This window comes from Natronobacterium gregoryi SP2 (assembly GCF_000230715.2).
Lineage (GTDB): Archaea > Halobacteriota > Halobacteria > Halobacteriales > Natrialbaceae > Natronobacterium > Natronobacterium gregoryi.
Genome location: NC_019792.1, coordinates 2,940,257 through 2,958,688, shown reverse-complemented (window position 1 = coordinate 2,958,688; position 18,432 = coordinate 2,940,257). Strand labels below are relative to the sequence as shown.

Genomic DNA, 18,432 nt, shown 5'->3' with positions numbered 1-18,432 from the left:
TAATGAGCGTCGAATCAGCTTCCTTCGTCGAGCAGTTCGAATCCAGGCTCGCCGATCTCGAGGTATCGGTGACTCGCACCGAACCCGACGAAGACCAGTTCGCGGACGTTCTCGAAACTGTCGTCGCAGATCACGACCACGATCTCGACGCGGTCGTCGGCACTCGGATTCCGTTCTCGTCGGTGTCTCTACCCAACTGGATCGACGACGACCCCACACCAGCAACGCTCGAGGCGGCCACGACCGGCGTCACCGCTGCGTCACTGGGAATCGCCGATTACGGTAGCGTCGTCCTCCCGGCGACGCCCGACGGGAGCGAGCCGGTGAGTCTCTTCCCGGACCTGCACGTGCCAGTCCTCCGCGAACGCGACCTCGTCGCGGACATGCCCACAGCGATCGAACTGCTCGGGCCCGACCTCCGGGACGGGAAAAGCGCCATCGTTGCGACCGGTCCCAGCGCGACCGCCGACATGGGGGCGCTCGTGAAGGGAGCACACGGACCGAAAGATGTCCACGTCGTCTTGCTCGAGGACGGAGGTGACGGCGATGAGTAGCGACGCACGCGAACGGAAGGCAGACCACATCCGCAACCTGCTCGAGACCGAGGGCGAGGCCGTCGAACAGAACACGATCGGATTCAACGAGGGTCGCTACGAGTCGGTCGCCGACCTCGAGGCGTACGAGACGCTGAAAGACGACGCCCGAGCGATCAAAGAAGACGCGATCGAGCGGCTGCCGGAACTGATAGAGGAACTCAGAGAGACCGTCGACGAAAACGGCGGGACGCTCTATCTTGCAGACGACGCCGCCGACGCGAACCGGTACATCCGCGAGGTCGCCGAGGAGAAGGCGGCCGACCGCGTCGTCAAGTCGAAGTCGATGACCAGCGAGGAACTCGAGGTCAACGAGGCCCTCGAGGCAGACGGCGTCGACGTCGTCGAGACCGACCTCGGCGAGTGGGTGTTACAGGTGGCCGACGAAGCGCCGTCTCACATCGTTGCGCCGGCGATTCACAAATCCGAAGACGAGATCGCTCGCCTGTTCAACGAGACGTTCGATCCCGAGGAGTCACTCGAAACGGCCGAGGAACTGACGATGTTCGCCCGGGAGCAACTCGGTGAGTTGATCGCCGACGCCGATATCGGGATGACGGGGGCGAACTTCATTACGGCCGATTCGGGCTCGCTTGCGCTCGTCACGAGCGAGGGCAACGCCCGGAAGACGGCCGTCGTGCCGGACACCCACGTCGCGGTCGCGGGCGTCGAGAAGATCGTTCCGTCCGTCGAGGATCTGGCACCGTTTATCGAACTGATCGGTCGCTCGGGGACGGGACAGGATATCACCTCGTACGTCTCCCTGTTGACGCCGCCGGTCGACTCGCCGGTCGTCGACGCCGACGACCCCGAGGTGGCGTTTGCCGATCGTGACGACGACCGCGACTTTCATCTCGTGTTGATCGACAACGGCCGAATGGCGATGCGCGAGGACGACCACCTCCGGGAGACGCTGTACTGTATCCGGTGTTCGGCCTGTGCGAATACGTGTGCGAACTTCCAGTCGGTCGGCGGTCACGCCTTCGGCGGCGAGACATACTCGGGTGGTATCGCGACGGGTTGGGAGGCCGGCGTCCACGGCCAGGACAGCGCCGCGGAGTTCAACGACCTCTGTACCGGCTGTTCGCGCTGCGTCGAGGCCTGCCCCGTCAAGATCGATATCCCGTGGATCAACACCGCCGTCCGCGACCGAATCAACCGCGAGGACAACGGCCAGTTCGACTTCCTCGTCGAAGGACTCACGCCGGACGAAGAGCCCGGTGGCGTCGACCTCCAGAAGCGACTGTTCGGCAACTACGAGACGCTGGCGAAACTGGGCTCCGCGACAGCGCCCATCTCGAACTGGACGACGAGATTCGGTCCCGTTCGCACGCTTATGGAAAAGACCGTCGGCGTCGATCGTCGCCGGCCACTCCCCGAGTTCGAGCGGACGACGCTCGTCGACTGGTTCGAGGCGCGCGGTCCGCGGGTCGCTGCTTCCGAATCCGACCGCGAGGTCGTTCTCTACCCCGACGTCTACACGAACTACATCGACGTCGAACGCGGAAAAGCCGCGGTTCGCGTCCTCGAGGCGCTCGACGTTCACGTCCACGTTCCGTCGGTTCCCGGCAGCGGCCGTGCACCCCTCTCGCAGGGAATGATCCAGACGGCCGACGAGAAGGCCAGTCGCGTCTACGCCGGCCTCGCCGAACACCTCGATGCGGGTCGAGACGTCGTCGTGATCGAGCCCAGTGACCTCGCGATGTTCCGCAAAGAGTACGAGAAGTTCCTCCCCGAGGCGTCCTACGAGCGCCTGCAGGACGGTAGCTACGAGGTTCTCGAGTACGTTTACGGCCTGCTCGAGAACGGTGCCGATCCGCGGGGAGTCCGGTCCGGTGACGGTGTCCCCGACGTCGCCTACCACTCTCACTGCCAGCAGCGGACGCTCGGTCTGGACCGATACACGCGAGCCGTCTTCGAGGACCTCGGGTACGACGTCCTCGAGAGCGACGTCGAGTGTTGTGGTGTCGCCGGTTCGTTCGGCTACAAAGAGCAGTACTACGAACTGAGCATGGACGTCGGTGAGCGACTCGCCGACCAGTTTACGACGCCCGAGGCGAGCGATCGACTCGTGGTGGCAAGCGGGACCTCGTGTGAAGACCAACTCGAGGACCTGCTCGCCCGCGATGCGGTCCATCCGGTCGAAGTACTCGATCCGCGATCACGATACCACTGACGGCGTCGATGCGGTAATCTCTGCCGTATTGAGCGTGGTAACCAGTCTATAAATGACTATAAGCAGTGGTTGACAGAGATAATGGTTTGTTCATCGCGCTCGCAGTGACTGGAGTATGGGTGGGTCACACGTGCTCCTCGTGCACTCACGAGACGAGACCGAACGCGTGGCGACAGCACTCGAGGAGAACGGGTGCCAGGTGACGACCGTCGAGACTGCGACGAGCGCGATTGCGACGCTGTCGAACGGGGAATTCGACTGCCTGGTCAGCGAGTACCGGCTTCGGGGCGACGACGGCCTCTCGCTGGTCGGGGCGGTTCGATCCGTCGCGGAGGAGCTTCCGGTCGTCATGTACGCCGACCGAGCCTTCGCGGACGACGCGTTCGAGCGCGACGTCGACCGGTTCGTCGCGAAAAACGGCACCGCGTCCCACGCCTCGCTCGTCGACGAGGTCGAGACGGTCACGTCCCGGACCGAGGCGGTCGGACGTGACGTGTCCGACCACGAACCCACAGCCAGCGACGTCGTCCGCGCGATCGACGACGCGCCGATCGGAATCAGCCTGAGCGATCCGTCACTTCCCGACAATCCGACCGTCTACGTCAACGATGCTTGGGAGGAGATTACTGGCTTCGATCGGGCGTCGATCCTCGGCCGGAACCCACGAATCCTGCAAGGTCCCGCTACCGATCCCGAGATAAAGTCGGCGCTTTCGGAAGCTGTCGACGCAGAACAGCCGGTAACGGTCGAGATCAAGAACTACCGGCCCGACGGCACGCCCTGGTGGAACGAACTGTCGATCGCCCCCGTGTACGACGAGTCCGACGACCCCGTCCACTACGTTGGATTCCAGAAAGATGTCACCGATCGCAAGACTGCCGAACGACTCGCCGAAGAGCGTGCCGCGAAACTCATCGAGGAGAAAGAGGCACTCGAGCGGATTCTCGCTCGGGTCAATGGCGTGCTCAACGAGATCACGCACGTTCTGGTCGAGGAGAACGACCGACCAGTCATCGATCAGCAGGTCTGTGACGAGATCGTCGATGCGGAGGGGTACGGAGCTGCCTGGATCGGATCGGCCGATTCAGCCAGTCGAGCCCTGGAACTGACTGGAACGGCCGGACTCGAGACCAGCGAGCAGACCGAGAGCCGATCGATCGCTGCGCTCCCGGACGCCGTCTCGACTGCCGCCGAAACGAACGAGATTGCCTGTCAGTCGGCCCGGGAGTGCGATGCCGACGCTCTCGACGCGGCTGCCGTCGGTGCGCGGCGGATCGCCGTCGTTCCGCTGGTCTACGGTCGGAAGCGGTACGGACTGCTCGGCATCTACGGCGAAACCGAGTCGGCACTCGACGCCCGCGAACGCCGTCTGTTCGACTCGATCGGGACGATGATCGGGACGCGGTTCAACGCAGTCGAGATGTCGAAAGTGTTGACCGCCGACCGGGTCGTCGAGGTGACGATGTCGATCGACGACCCGGCATTTCCGCTGTCGGCCGTCGCGGCCACAGTCGAGGCCGAAGTCGAGTACGTCGGCCGGACGACGGCAGGAGAGGAGACGGAACTGTTCGTGACAACACGCTGTGACGGACCGTTGCCCGATCTGACGGCGCTCCCGTTCGTCGAGGCCGTCCGAGAGGTCGCCGGTGCCGACGACGTCTACACGCTGGCGCTTACAGTCGACTCGGCGTCGCCGTTTGCCGAACTGACCGACTACGGCGCGTCGATCTCACGCGTCACTGCGAACTCGAGTCGGGCACGACTCACGGTCGACCTTCCCCTCGAGTACGATGTCCGGTCGGTACTCGAACTGCTCGAATCGCTGTACGACGGTGTCGAACTCCGGTCGCGTGTCGAGCACGACCGGCGCGAGCGAACTCCCGGAGAGTTCGCGTCCGACCTCGAGCAGCAGTTGACCAGTCGTCAGCAGGCGTCGCTCGAGGCCGCCCACATGAACGGCTACTTCGAGTGGCCGCGGCTCTCGGACGGCGAGGAGATTGCCAAGACCCTCGGTATTACCCGACAGACCTTCCATCAGCATCTTCGTGCGGCAGAACGCAAACTCGTCGACACCTACGTCGAGATGTCGAACGGCACCAGTTGACCGCCGTCGGCAGTCGTTCGTGTCCGACCGGTCAAGAACGGACGATACCACTGGGAGCGACAGCCCTTTCTGTTGTAAAGTGGGAGTCTCGCTGAGCAGCGGTCAACGATCAACAACGGGTGGAGTGTTGTCGGGGACAGGTCCTGCAGAGAACTCGAGACTCGTCGCGCGGTCGTGCCGAACCCGGAGACGCCCGGGGAACCGCTTGACCATCGCTGGATTCGACTTTTCTCCCCTTGCCTCCGCACTTCCCGACAAGTTAGGGACGAGCCTTTTGCCGGATGGTTGCGAGCTATCGACCATGGTCACAGCCAGTGACTCCGTCACGATCGACGCGCCGCCGGAAGCAGTGTTTGCGTACCTCGACGAACCACACCACCACGCCGAGGTGACGCCGAGTCTCTCGGACGTGCGAAACGTCGAACCCCTCGACGACGGCGGTAAGCGCCTCGAGTTTACCTACGAGATGGCCGGCGTCGGCCTCGACGGGGAACTGGTCCAGACGGTCCACAAACCGCCGACGCGACACGTCTTCGAGATGTCCGGCAGACTCGAGGGCGAGATCGACCTCGAACTCGCGGAACACGACGACGGCAGTCGGCTAACGTACACTGGGACGTACGATCTGCCGGGAACGGTACTTTCGGCGGTTGCCGAGCCGTTCGTTCGCCGCTACAACGAGCGGGAGCTGCAGACGACTCTCGAAAACGTCAAGACGCGACTCGAACTGTCGGAGTAGTCGTCGGGAGCGACGCGGCTATCGGCCGGGTTATGGAGGTCATTGTCGGTGCGGCCGCGCTCAGACGGCGGTTACAGCGGTAGATCGTTACAGCAGTCCGTGTCAACCACCAAATAGTTTGTCGAGGACGACCCGCTGGACGAGCCCCGGCTGTCGTTCGTCGTCGGGCTGGACCATCACCGCAGTCACGTCGACCGAATCGACCAGTCGGTCTCCCGGCCGACCGAACAGGTCGCCGCGTAGCCCGCGACTCTCCATCCCAGTTACGAGAAGGTCGGCGGACTCCGCGAACCGCGCGAGACCCGCGACGCGGTCGTCAGTCTCCACGACGCGCGATCGGGCCGGCACCGTTAGGATCCGCATGAGTTCGACGTGGTAATCGTGGACGGTTTCTCGGCGCTGTTCCGGGGCGTCGGCCGGAACTGCCTGCAGGAGAACGAGTTCGGCCCCGGTCTCCTCAGCGATAGCGTCGGCGACGAGGAGCTTCAGCGGATCGTACGGGCCACGGTTCGCGACGACCGCGATCTCGTCTGCACCGTCGAAGCCGTAGTCCTCGACGAGCAACACGCCACAGGGAGCGTTCTTGAGAACGTGGTCTGTCAGCCGCGAAGAGAACCGTCGGTGGAGCTCTTCGGGTCGGCGCTCGAGTACGAGCAAGTCGTATCCCTCGAACGTCGAAAACTCGACGACCGCCTCGGGAACGTTCTCGGCCGTGATTTCGAGATAATCGAACGTTGCACTGGCCGGGTCACGCAGTGCGGTCGCGCCGGCGGTGGTAAGCGACCAGTCGGTTTCTGCCACCCAGCCTGGCGGTTCGTCGTAGGAGAGCCAGTCCGGGACTCCCGGTCGGCTCACTGTCAGTCCACCACCAGTAAACGCCCGGTGGGGGACACCGGTGAACTTCGCGACTGCGACCGATCCCGTCCGGAGCCGCGAGAGGTCCGCACCCATCCTGACCATGTCCGTCCGGGCGCGTTCGCTCGTGTCGTCGGTGAGCGCGACCAGGGTGTCGTACCGTCGATCTTCGTCGAACAGGTCGGCGGTTTGCTCGAGCGCTCGTTCGGTGACGCTCTGTCTGACGCCGGATCTGGCCGCCCCTTCCCGATCGATCCGCGAGCGAGCGTAGATTGCGTACCAGACGAGCGAGAGGGCCACGATCACCAGCGAGCCGACGATTGGGACGAGTCCCATCTGGCTGAACACCAAGAGCCCGCCGGCGATGCCCGCAAGTTGCATCCACGGGTACAGCGGGGAGGTGAACGTGGGGTCGTAGTCGTCGACGGCACCTTCCCGGAAGCCGACGAGAGAGATGTTGACGAGCACGAACACGATGATTCCGAAGCCGCTTCCGAACTTCGCCACGAGATCGAGCGGCAACGTCAGGATCATCACCGAAATCGCGACGCCAGTGACCACTATCGCGGCGACCGGCGTTCGGAACCGGTCGCTGATCGCTTCGAACTGGTCCGGTGCGAGGTTGTCGCGGGCCATCGCGAACGGGAACCGCGCGGCTGCCATGAGTCCCGCGTTCGCGGTCGAGGCAAGCGCCATGAGTGCAGCAGCCACCACTGCGACGACGCCGACGGTACCGAGAGCAGAGTCGGCTGCCAGGGCCATGATCGGCCCCTCGCCGTCAGGATCGAGTTGGCCCGCTTCGATCGCTGCTTCGACGTCGACGAGTCCGATAGCGACGTAGACGACGAGGACGTACAACACGGTCGTAACGAGCAGTGACCCGAGCATCGCTCGCGGAATGGTCGTTCCTGGGTCCTCAACTTCCTCGGCAACCGAGGCGATCTTGATCACGCCAGCGTAGGAGATAAACACCAGAGCGGTAGCCGCGAGGAAGCCGTCGCTGGTCGCATCGAACGCGCCAGCGGTCCGCTCGGCGGAGATGTCTGGTATCCCGCCGACGACGAACCAGGCCATGACGACGATCATGATAGCGACGATGCCAAACTGCAACCGCCCGGTGCTCTCCGTACTCGTCGCGTTGAGGAGGGTGAAAAAGACCGCCAACCCGAGTGCGAGAGGGAGAATCCAAGCCGCAAGCTCCGGGGCGACGTAAACGAGGTACGGGACGCCGCCGACGAGCGCCAGCGCACTTTTAAACGAGAGCATAAACCAGTTGCCGACGCCTGCAACCGTCCCGAGAAGCGGTCCCATTCCGCGTTCGACGTAGACGTAGGAGCCACCGTCTTCGGGCATCGCGGTCGCCATCTCCGACGCACTGAACGCCGCTGGCAACACGAGAACCCCGGCGATCAGGAAGGCGGCAACCACCGCCGGCCCGCCGACCTCGACGTACGCGACTCCCGGCAGAATGAAGATCCCCGACCCGATCATGGCACCGATTGCGATTGCTGATGTCGAGAACAGTCCGAGGTCGCGTTTGAGTCCGGTTGGCACTGTGTATCCTCCGTCACGCCACACCGTGATCGCACATCGCGTGTGTGGTGTCGAAATCTACTTGGGACGGTCGAGGTGTGAGTGTAACACCTAACGAGTAAGGGAAACAGGAGTGTGGGGTCGATGCCCCGGCAGTGATATCGCGAACCATTATTCGTTTCCGCGCCGTTAGACGGCTTCGATGAGCGATTCAGACGACGTCACCGACACGGTGCTTTCGGGCGAATCGTACGCCCAGGCAGCACTTTCGACGCGACGGTTCTACCCGATCGGGCTCCGCGGCAAAGTGTTGCTTTGCATCGGCACGGTCGCGTCGACGATCACAATCGCCCCTGCGACGTACACCCGTCGCGACCTTATCAGCTCCCTCGAGGGGAACGCCGTCGCCACCGGCACGGTCGCGCCCAGCCTCAGTATTATCGCGCTCGCAGGTGTGATCTCTACGACGCTCTGTGCGGTCCTCCTGTTGCGCTTTCTCTGGCTCGTCGAAATCGACGCGCTATCCGTCGAGCAGGCGATAGAAGTCATCCGAATCGAAGAGGCGATCCTTACCTTCGCAATCTCGACCGGTGTCGTCGTCGCCGCCACGAGCGTGATACTGTCACTGGTCGGCTTCCTCACACCTGACCTGGCCGCGGGCCTCTACGCGTCCGGCGTCAGAATCTACGTCCAGGCGGGCGGACTCTTTGCTATCGACACGCAGGTCACGTCGGGCCTTGCAGTCGCGATTACTCTCGGCCTGCTATTGCTTTACCTTCTCATCACGGGCGAAGGTGCGCGCCGCCGGGCAACCGTTCCACAATGACCCAGGCGCGTGTCCAGGTGAATCGGGCCACTCGACGCTACACCAGCGACGATTCCGACCCGCAGTCACCGACTCGAGCCTTACCAGTATGGACCGCCGTTCACTTCGGCTGGACACAAACATGATAGCGTAATCATGGAACCGACCGGATTACTGGCAATGGCCACACGGAACGTCGTCCTGCAGGTACCGGAGACACAGCAAGAGATCTTCGAGTTCGTGTTCGAAGATACGCTGCTCGCGCTCTCGTTCGTGGTAAACATCGCCCTCGCGGGCCTGACGATCCTCTTCATCGTCGCGCTGGCTCGTGGCGTGACCGACCCACGGGCGAAACTGATCGTCATCTCGACGATGCTGATCTCGGTCGTCTCGATATCGAGCTATACCGGGCTCGCGTCGGGACTGACGTTGAGTTTCATCGAGATGCCAGCGGGCCACTCGCTCGCGGGTGAAGAAGTCCTCACGATGTGGGGTCGCTACCTCACCTGGGCGTTCTCGACGCCGTTCATCCTGATCGTTCTCGGGATGATCGCCGGCTCGAACATCACTAAAATTATGACTACCGTCGCGATGACGATCGCGATGTGTGTCACCGGGCTGGCCGCCGCGCTGACGACCTCGTCGTTGCTCATGCGCTGGTGGTGGTTCGTGCTCAGTTCGGCCTTCTTCCTGGTTATCATCTACGTCATCATGGTCGACTGGACTCGCGAGGCCGACCGGACCGGCACCTCGGACCTGTTCACGACGCTGAAGATCCTCACCGTCGTCGGCTGGTTCGGCTACCCGATCCTCTGGGCGCTCGGCGTCGAGGGCTTTGCCCTGCTCGAGGTCTGGATGACATCCTGGGGCTACAGCGTGCTTGACATCATCACCAAGTACATCGTCACGGTGTTGATCGTGCTGTACGTCATCGAGGAGCCCGAGACGATCACTGCCGACGCCGACTACGGCACCACCCTGAAAGGCGTCGGTACGCCTGCGGACGATTGAGACGGATTGCTGTAACGATCTCCCGCCGATCCCGTCTCGAGATTCACAGCACGTCGCCACAGCGCAATCTCCCGGAACCGCCCACGTCGGGGCGAAGGTAATCTGGTGTTGACGCCGATGCCTGCAGGCCGTCGAGCGATCCCGTACTAGTATGGGAGAGGTCTTTTGATAGGTCCGCCATCATCTTCCGTCCATGTGGTTCCCGCAGGTCGCCGGAGACGATGGCAACGATACGTACGCTCGAGGACCCGACGCGTCCATTGTGCGGCGAGTGCGACGACCGACGGCCGAGCGCGTCCGGGACTCCGACCCATGACGCCCCCGCTCACCTACCTGCAGTTTCACCTCGTGTTTACCATCCCACCGATCGTCGTGCTCGGCTGGCTGGCAGTCCAACGCGACCGAGCGCGATGGGATCGAACGACCCTCTCCGGTCTCGCCATCATCGTCTTCCTCGCAGTCGCGTACACCACGCCCTGGACGAACGCGTTGATTCCCGAGGGCGTCTGGTGGTACGGCGACGGTGCCGTCCTCGCGACGATTTGGCATACGCCAGTCGAAGAGTACCTCTTTTTCGTCCTCCAGACGACGCTGACGGCGTTCTGGCTCTTCCAGTTCCTGACCGTCTCCGACACGTCGCTTCGACTCCCCACGAGTCACCGACTCGCCGGCATACTGGCCGGACTGGCCGTCTGTGCCCTCGGCTGGACTCTCCTGGAAACGACCGCGACGTCCTACCTCGGCGCAATCCTCTTTTGGGCCGGACCCATCCTCGCGATCCAGTGGGGGTTCGGCCTCACTTACCTCCTCGAGAAGCGCCGGCAAGTCCTGCTCGCGGTCGGCGTCCCGACCCTCTACCTGTGGGTCGCCGACTGGGTCGCCATCTCGCTCGGTATCTGGGTGATCTCCGATGCACACACGATCGGGATCGGTCTCGCCGGCCTCCCTCTCGAGGAAGCACTATTTTTCCTCGTGACGAACGTCTTCGTCGTCCAGGGGCTCGTCCTCTACGCGTGGGTACTCGACCGCCGCGCCGACCTCGTATCGCTGCCGCGGGTGCGACGTCTCGCGAGTCAGGTTCTCTCTCGCTCGGCGGATAGCTGACGAATCGACATCGTGTCATCACGGCGGCGGTCGAAAACCAGACGACGCTCTCGACGAACGGCGCGTCTCGAAAGTCGGCCTCCGCGTTCGGCCGGCTATCGCGCTTCCTCGAGTTTCTCGAGCGAGTCGGGGTTCTCGATGCTACTCATGTCACCCAGTTCCTCGCCGGTGTAGACCCCCTCGATGGCACGGCGGATGATCTTGCCCGACTGGGTCTTGGGGAACTCGTCGACGAACAGCACCTCGCGCGGGCGGAACGGTTTGCCCAGTTCTGCACCGACCTGGGCGCGCAGTTCCTCGCGGAGGTCGTCGCTCTCCTCGTGGCCCTCCTCGAGGATGACGTAGGTGACGACGGCGGTGCCGGTGGTGTCGTCCGGAGCCCCGACCGCGGCGGCCTGGTTGACCGCCTCGTGGTCGATGAGTGCGCCTTCGACCTCGGCGGGGCCGACCTTGCGTCCCGCGACGTTCAACGCGTCGTCGGCACGACCGTGGAGAAACCAGAAGCCATCGGCGTCTTTCTGAGCCCAGTCGCCGTGGTCCCACGTGTCCTCGAACGTCGACCAGTACTCCTCGAGATAGCGCTCGTCGCCCGACCACAGCGACTTCGTCATCGAGGGACAGGAGTCTCTCGCGACGAGGTAGCCGCGTTCGTGGTCGTCTTTGATCGACTCGCCAGCGGAGTCGACAACGTCGATGTCCATTCCGAGTCCGGGGCCGCCGAGCGTACAGGGTTTCAGGGACTCGGTCGGCATCGGCATCAGGAAACAGCCACAGATCTCGGTGCCGCCGGAGATGTTGATGATCGGACACTCGCCGTTGCCGACGTTCTCGTAGAACCATCGCCAGGACTCTGGGTCCCAGGGTTCGCCCGTCGAGCCGAGGAGTCGCAGGGAAGAGAGGTCGTGGCCGGCGAGCCACTCGTTCCCGTGCTTGCGCAGCGCCCTGATCGCCGTCGGTGAGATGCCAAACTGGGTGAGCTTGTGCCGATCGATCATCTCCCAGAACCGGTCGGGTTCGGGATGGTCCGGCGCACCCTCGTACATGAACACGGTACCGCCGAACGTGTGGGTCCCGATCAGGGTCCACGGCCCCATCATCCAGCCGATGTCTGACACCCAGAAGAACCGGTCTGCGGGTTTCAGGTCGAAGCCGAAGTACAGTTCCTTCGCACACTGGACCTGTACGCCTGCGTGGGTGTGGACGATGCCCTTCGGCTTGCCCGTCGTCCCCGAGGAGTACAGCAGCATCGACTCCTGGCTCGAGTCCAGGGATTTGGTCTCGTAGTCGTCGTCCTGGGACTCGACGGCGTCGGCCCACCACTCGTCTCGGTCGTCGGTCCAGGGGATCTCGTGGTCGGTCTCTGGGTCACTGGAACCGAGCCGGTCGAAGACGATCGTCTCCTCGACGTAGCCGGCCTGTTCGATCGCCTCGTCGGCCGACTCCTTGAGAAAGATCGGATCGCCACGGCGGCGGAAGCCGTCACCGGTAACCAGCACCGAACACTCCGAGTCCTCGATCCGCGTCGCGGTCGCGTCGACGCCGAACCCGGAGAAGATCGGGACGGCGATCGCGCCGACCTTGAAACAGCCATAGAGGATCGAGACGACCTCGGGTACCATCGGCATGTAGAGGCCGACGGTGTCGCCGGTCTCGATGCCACGTTCCTCTAGGGCGTTTGCGACCTTGTTCGACTGGCGGTGGAGTTCGTGGTAGGTGACCTCCCGGACATCGCCGTCTTCGCTCTCCCAGATGGTCGCGACCTTGTTGCGGCGTTCCTCGTCGACGTCGGCGTGACGGTCGAGGGTGTTGTGGGCAACGTTGAGTTTACCGCCGGGGTACCAGTCGGTGAACTGTGGCCCGTCGCGATCGTCTCGGACGTGATCGTACGCCTCGTAGAACTCGAGGTCGAGGTAGTCGACGATTTCGTCCCAGAACCAGTCGACGCCCGACGCCTCGACCCCCTCGAGGTCGGCCGTCGTTCGTTCGATCAACTCCTCGTAGTCGTCGATCCCGTACGCCTGCATGAACTCGTAGACGTTCGTCGACTCGACGAACTCGTCGCTGGGCTCGTGGACGACCTCGTCGACGTCCTCGAGTGCGGTGTTTTCCGTCATCGTCTCGTTCGTAGGTTAACGCCATCCCCCCATCAAACAATAGGTCTCACCCAGTGATACGGAACGGTGCAACGATGTACCGGCGCGACCGCAGGAGCGCGCGGTCACGCCGGAACTGACGGACAGCAAACCGTATGAGCGGTTTCAGGAGTGGGAGTATCAGTCGGGACGCGGCTCGCTGGTCACGTGTTCCAACCGAGGCCCGATTGCGTCACGTCCGCGCCCTCTCCAATCCGGACCCCGACCACCCCGAACAGGTGTGGGCCATCGAATTCCTTTGCCATACCACCTGCCAGCCCGCTCGAGTCAGCGACTCGGCGAGTCACTGTCACAGAAATTTACCAGGGTGATGAATTGTGTCTGACGTACGTTTATGTGATAGGGTACTGGCCTAGAATGTATGTCGAACAACCGCGTCGAGCAACTCGAGTCGACGGTAGCGGAACTCGAGTCGACGGTAGAGGGACTGACGGACGAGCTAATCGAGGCGAAAGAGCGTATCCGCGTCCTCGAAGCCGAACTCGACACCGAGACGCCGACGCGCGTTCCCGAACGGCGATCGGACGGACCGGCCGGGACGTCCGAGTCGGCGTCGTCCGGGGAAACCACCCTCGAGGAGGTAACAGAGCCGGAAACAGAGACGTCGACCACGCCGACCGACGAGGTTACGACCGACGAAACTGGCGACGAAGCGGAAGACTCAGGTAGCGACGACATTATCGTCGCATAACTACCGATCGGACGCTGTCCCGATCGATTCCGCGTTCGCTCCCAGGGAGGGTTCGAGAAGAAAATGTACATCAAGGCAGTCGTTCTGGACAACTTCAAGAGCTTCGGCCGGAAGACGAAGATTCCGTTCTATCAGGATTTCACGGTCGTCACCGGTCCGAACGGCTCCGGGAAGTCGAACATCATCGACGCCGTCCTCTTTGCGCTCGGCCTGGCTCGTACCCGCGGCATCCGCGCCGAGAAGTTGACCGACCTCATCTACAATCCCGGCCACGAGGACGGCTCGAGTTCCAGTGGCCCACGCGAGGCGACCGTCGAGGTCGTGCTGGACAACGGCGACGGCACGCTCTCTCGCTCGCAGATCGTCAACGCCGCTGGCAGCGAGGACGTCGGTGACGTCGACGAGATCCGCATCCGCCGTCGAGTCAAAGAAACCGAGGACAACTACTACTCCTACTACTACCTCAACGATCGCTCGGTCAACCTCTCGGACATCCAGGACCTGCTCGCACAGGCGGGTGTTACCCCAGAAGGGTACAACGTCGTCATGCAGGGCGACGTGACCGAGATCATCAACATGACTCCTCACGCCCGCCGAGAGATCATCGACGAGATCGCGGGCGTCGCCGAGTTCGACGCGAAAAAAGAAGACGCCTTCGAGGAACTCGAGGTCGTCGAGGAACGCATCGACGAGGCCGAACTCCGCATCGAAGAGAAACGCGACCGCCTCGCACAACTCGAGGACGAGCGCCGCACTGCGATGCGGTACCGGCGACTACGTCGCGAGAAAGAAGAGTACGAGAGCTTCAAGAAGGCCAGCGAGCTCGAGGAGAAAGTCACGGAACTCGAGACCACCCAGGAGAACGTCGCGGAACTCGAAGACGAACTCGCCGACCGCCAGCGGGAACTCGACGAACGCGAGGGTCGCGTCGTTCGCCTCCAGGAAGACCTCGAGGACTTAAACGCCGAGATCGAACGTAAAGGCGAGGACGAACAGCTCCGTATCAAAAGCGAGATCGAGGAGATCAAAGGCGAAATCTCCCGGCTCGAGGACAAGATCGAGGCCAGCGAGGAGGCGGTCGACGAAGCCGAATCCGATCGCCGCGAGGCGTTCGTCCAGATCGACCGCAAACAGGAGACGATCGAGGAACTCGAGGAGGAGATGCGCGAGCACAAACTCGAGAAAGCCTCGATCAAGACGGAGATCCAAGAGCGCCGGGAGGAAAAACAGCGTCTCGAGGCCGAGATAGAGGCGGTCGACACCGAGTTCGACGAACTCAAGACCGAACTCACAGAGCGCAAGTCCGACCTGGAGGACGCCAAGACCGAGAAAAACGACCTCCAGCGCGAGCAGGATCGGTTGCTAGACGAGGCACGCCGTCGCTCGAACGCGATCGACGAGAAGGCTGCGACGATCGAGGAGAAACGCGAGCAAATTCCCGAACTCGAGAGCCACGCGAGCGACCTCGAGCGAGAACTCGAGAAAGCTGCGAAGAATCGCGCGAACATCGCGGACGTCGTCGACGACCTCACCGAGAAGAAACGTCGAATCCAGTCCGAGATCGACGACCTCGACGACGAGATCCAGGCGAAACAACAGGAGTACGCCGAACTCGAGGCCAAAGCAAACGAGAGCGGCGACTCCTCGTTCGGTCGTGCGGTGACGACGATCCTCAACTCGGGGAGAGACGGCGTCCACGGTGCCGTCGCCCAGCTCGGGTCGGTGCCGGGCGAGTACGCCGTCGCCTGTGAGACCGCTGCGGGCGGGCGACTCGCGAACGTCGTCGTCGACGACGACGTGGTCGGCCAGCAGTGTATCGAACACCTCAAATCGCGCAACGCTGGCCGTGCGACCTTCCTGCCGCTGACGGACATGAGCAAGCGGCGACTCCCGAGCAAGCCCTCGGACCCTGGCGTCGTCGACTTCGCGTACAATCTCGTGGACTTCGACGGCCAGTACGAAGGCGTCTTTTCGTACGTCCTCGGTGATACGCTGGTCGTCGAGGACATCGAGACCGCCCGCTCGTACATGGGCGACTACCGGATGGTCACCCTGGACGGCGACCTAGTCGAGAAAAGCGGTGCGATGACCGGTGGCTCGGGCGGCGGTTCGCGGTACTCGTTTACCGACAGCGGCGAAGGGAAACTCGAGCGCGTCGCAAAACAGATCACCGACCTCCAGGAGGAACGCGAGTCGCTTCGTGACGATTTCAGAGACATCGAGAGCCGCCTCGACGATGCCCGAGACCGCAAGACAGATGCGGCCGACGAGGTCCGCTCGATCGAAAGCGAGATCGAGAGCATAGCGGACGACAGGGAGTCAATCGAGAGCGACATCGAGAGCCTGGAGAGCGATCTCGACGATCTCGAAGCAGAACGCGAGTCCGTCGACGAACGGATGAACGAGATTGCGGCCGAGATCGACGAAAAGACGGACGAAATCGAGGAGATCGAAGGCGAGATCGCAGAGCTCGAGACCGAACTCGAGGATTCGAAGATTCCGGAGCTGACCGAACAGATCGAAGAACTCGAGGCCGAGATCGACGAGCGCGAAGACAGGATCGCGGACATCGATGGCGACCTCAACGAGTTGAGTCTCGAGAAGGAGTACGCCGAAGACGCGATCGAGGATCTTCACGACGACATCGAGACTGCCCAGAACCGCAAGGCCAAACACGAAGAGCGAATCGCGGAGTACGAAGATAGGATCGCGGAGAAGCGGGAGGCTCTCGAGGAGAAACGCGAAGCGGTCGAAGAACTCGAGGCCGAACTCGCCGAACTCAAAGAAGACCGCAGCGAACTCAAAGAGGACCTCGCTGAAGCCCGGAAAAAGCGGGACGAGCAACAGTCAAGGGTCGATACGGTCGAGAGCAAACTCGAGGGTGAACGCGAACGCGTAAGCGACCTCGAGTGGGAGATCGAGAGCCTAGAGGACGAGGTCGGCGACTACGACCCCGAGGACGTTCCCGACCACGAGACGGTCCTCGAGATGATCGACCTCTTGCAGGCGGACATGGAGGCGATGGAGCCGGTGAACATGCTGGCGATCGACGAGTACGACGAGGTCCGCGAGGAACTCGAGGAACTCGAGGACGGGAAGGCGACGCTGGTCGAGGAGGCCGAGGAGATCCGCAGCCGGATCGAGCAGTACGAGACCCAGAAGAAAGAGACGTTTATGGACTCCTACGACGCGATTTCCGGACAGTTCACCGAAATCTTCGAGCGTCTCTCGGAAGGTACCGGTTCGCTCCACCTCGAGAACCAGGAGGACCCGTTCGACGGCGGGCTGACGATGAGAGCCCAGCCGGGCGACAAGCCGATCCAGCGTCTCGATGCGATGTCCGGCGGGGAGAAGTCCCTGACTGCACTCGCTTTTATTTTCGCGATTCAGCGGCACAATCCGGCACCGTTCTACGCCTTAGACGAGGTCGACGCCTTCCTCGACGCCGTCAACGCCGAACGGATCGGTCAGATGGTCGAGGAACTGGCGGGCGAGGCCCAGTTCGTCGTCGTCTCACATCGCTCGGCGATGCTCGATCGGTCCGAGCGAGCGATCGGTGTGACGATGCAAGAAGACAACGTCAGTGCAGTGACCGGTATCGACCTGAGCGACGACGCCGATGCCGATGCCGAGGAGGTGCCGGTCAGTGACTAGCGAGTCAGACAGCGACTCGGAGAACGTCGGCCGCGCGGAGTTCTACACCGACGGCGGGGAGGACGTCCCGCTGTACATCGCCGGCCACGAAGACCGCGACCGACCGGATGAGTCGGACGACGACGGTGAGGAATCGAACGTCGGGGACGCAGTACTCGAGTTCTCCGAGGACGATACTCTCGAAGACGAGACGGACGACGACGAGGTCGAACCCGTCGAACTGCTCGTCCAGCTCGCGAAAGACGACGAGATCGACCCCTGGGACATCGACATCGTCCACGTCACCGACCGGTTCCTCGAGGCCCTCGACGAGGCCGACCTCCGTACGTCGGGGCGGGCGCTGTTCTACGCGAGTGTCCTCTTGCGGATGAAAAGCGACGAACTGTTCGCTTCGGACGACGGCGACGAGGAAGAGGAACTTCCGCCCTGGGAGGCACCGTTTGCGGACGACGGGTCGACCGAGAGCGATGATCCGGCGGCGTTCGACCCTGTCGAGAATCTGGAGGCCGAGATGGAGCGTCGCCTCGAGCGCAAACACGCCCGCGGGAAACCCGAGACGCTCGACGAACTCGTCCGGGATCTCCGGAGTGCCGAACGCGACAGCCGGTGGAAAGAGTCGCGGAGCTACGACACGAGCGACTCGCCGAGCGGCTACAACCGTGGCGTCCAGGAGTTGAGCTACCACGCCGAGGACGACGTTCGCGCCGGCGACGAGCCCTCGAGCGACGACGTGACGCACACGACCCACGAGGAAGACATCGAGACCGTTATCGACGACGTCGAACAGACACTCGAGCGCCAGTACGAGAAGGGCCGCGACGAGGTGCTGTACGCCGAGATAGATCAGGTCGGCGGCTCGCGCGTGATGACCTACTTGGCGTTGCTCTTTCTCGCTCACCGGGGCCGGGTCACGCTCGAGCAAGACGAACTGTTCGGCGATCTCTGGGTCCAGTGGGCGCCACTCGAGGCGGAGACGGAAGAACCGCTCGCCGACTGATACGATTCCCTGTCAGT

General features: G+C 63.0%; 12 protein-coding genes. 10 read left to right on the top strand and 2 right to left on the bottom strand.

The features are described 5' to 3' along the window. Positions 1–2 precede the first annotated feature (2 nt). The 4 genes from NATGR_RS14655 to NATGR_RS14640 all read left to right on the top strand — a co-directional run bounded on the left by NATGR_RS14655 (position 3) and on the right by NATGR_RS14640 (position 5,612). Positions 3–554, top strand: a complete 552-nt coding sequence (locus NATGR_RS14655) for a LutC/YkgG family protein (RefSeq protein WP_005580791.1) — start codon at positions 3–5, stop codon at positions 552–554. After that, on the top strand, positions 547–2,769 hold the full coding sequence (locus NATGR_RS14650; RefSeq protein ID WP_005580790.1) for an LUD domain-containing protein: 2,223 nt from the start codon (positions 547–549) through the stop codon (positions 2,767–2,769). Before NATGR_RS14655 ends, NATGR_RS14650 begins: the two co-directional genes overlap by 8 nt. A gap of 130 nt (positions 2,770–2,899) precedes the next feature. Beyond that, positions 2,900–4,873, top strand: a complete 1,974-nt coding sequence (locus NATGR_RS14645; protein ID WP_241430217.1) for a bacterio-opsin activator domain-containing protein — start codon at positions 2,900–2,902, stop codon at positions 4,871–4,873. A 301-nt stretch (positions 4,874–5,174) separates the two neighbouring features. Then, positions 5,175–5,612: an SRPBCC family protein gene (locus NATGR_RS14640; RefSeq protein ID WP_005580788.1), complete on the top strand. Its 438-nt coding sequence runs from the start codon at positions 5,175–5,177 to the stop codon at positions 5,610–5,612. A gap of 102 nt (positions 5,613–5,714) precedes the next feature. Here the strand turns inward: NATGR_RS14640 and NATGR_RS14635 are convergent, their stop codons facing one another. After that, a complete protein-coding gene (locus NATGR_RS14635) occupies positions 5,715–8,021 on the bottom strand; it encodes an APC family permease (RefSeq protein ID WP_005580787.1) in 2,307 nt (768 codons plus the stop codon). 181 nt (positions 8,022–8,202) lie between these two features. Between NATGR_RS14635 and NATGR_RS14630 the strand changes: the two genes are divergently transcribed. The 3 genes from NATGR_RS14630 to NATGR_RS14620 all read left to right on the top strand — a co-directional run bounded on the left by NATGR_RS14630 (position 8,203) and on the right by NATGR_RS14620 (position 10,920). Continuing rightward, entirely contained in the window at positions 8,203–8,826 is a 624-nt protein-coding gene (locus NATGR_RS14630; protein WP_005580784.1) for a hypothetical protein, read from the top strand. A gap of 159 nt (positions 8,827–8,985) precedes the next feature. Then, positions 8,986–9,816: a bacteriorhodopsin gene (locus NATGR_RS14625; RefSeq protein ID WP_005580782.1), complete on the top strand. Its 831-nt coding sequence runs from the start codon at positions 8,986–8,988 to the stop codon at positions 9,814–9,816. Between the two features lie 312 nt (positions 9,817–10,128). Beyond that, on the top strand, positions 10,129–10,920 hold the full coding sequence (locus NATGR_RS14620) for a lycopene cyclase domain-containing protein (protein WP_015233752.1): 792 nt from the start codon (positions 10,129–10,131) through the stop codon (positions 10,918–10,920). A 95-nt stretch (positions 10,921–11,015) separates the two neighbouring features. Here NATGR_RS14620 and NATGR_RS14615 read toward each other — a convergent pair whose 3' ends face one another. Continuing rightward, positions 11,016–13,034, bottom strand: a complete 2,019-nt coding sequence (locus NATGR_RS14615) for an AMP-binding protein (protein WP_005580777.1) — start codon at positions 13,032–13,034, stop codon at positions 11,016–11,018. A 400-nt stretch (positions 13,035–13,434) separates the two neighbouring features. Between NATGR_RS14615 and NATGR_RS14610 the strand changes: the two genes are divergently transcribed. From NATGR_RS14610 to NATGR_RS14600, 3 genes are all read left to right on the top strand, one after another. Next, complete coding sequence (locus NATGR_RS14610; protein ID WP_005580776.1) at positions 13,435–13,764, top strand: DUF7518 family protein; 330 nt, start codon at positions 13,435–13,437, stop codon at positions 13,762–13,764. 63 nt (positions 13,765–13,827) lie between these two features. After that, on the top strand, positions 13,828–17,418 hold the full coding sequence (smc, locus tag NATGR_RS14605; RefSeq protein WP_005580774.1) for a chromosome segregation protein SMC: 3,591 nt from the start codon (positions 13,828–13,830) through the stop codon (positions 17,416–17,418). Next, entirely contained in the window at positions 17,390–18,415 is a 1,026-nt protein-coding gene (locus tag NATGR_RS14600; protein WP_015233750.1) for a segregation and condensation protein A, read from the top strand. The genes smc and NATGR_RS14600 overlap by 29 nt, the downstream gene beginning before the upstream one ends. Positions 18,416–18,432: the final 17 nt, after the last annotated feature.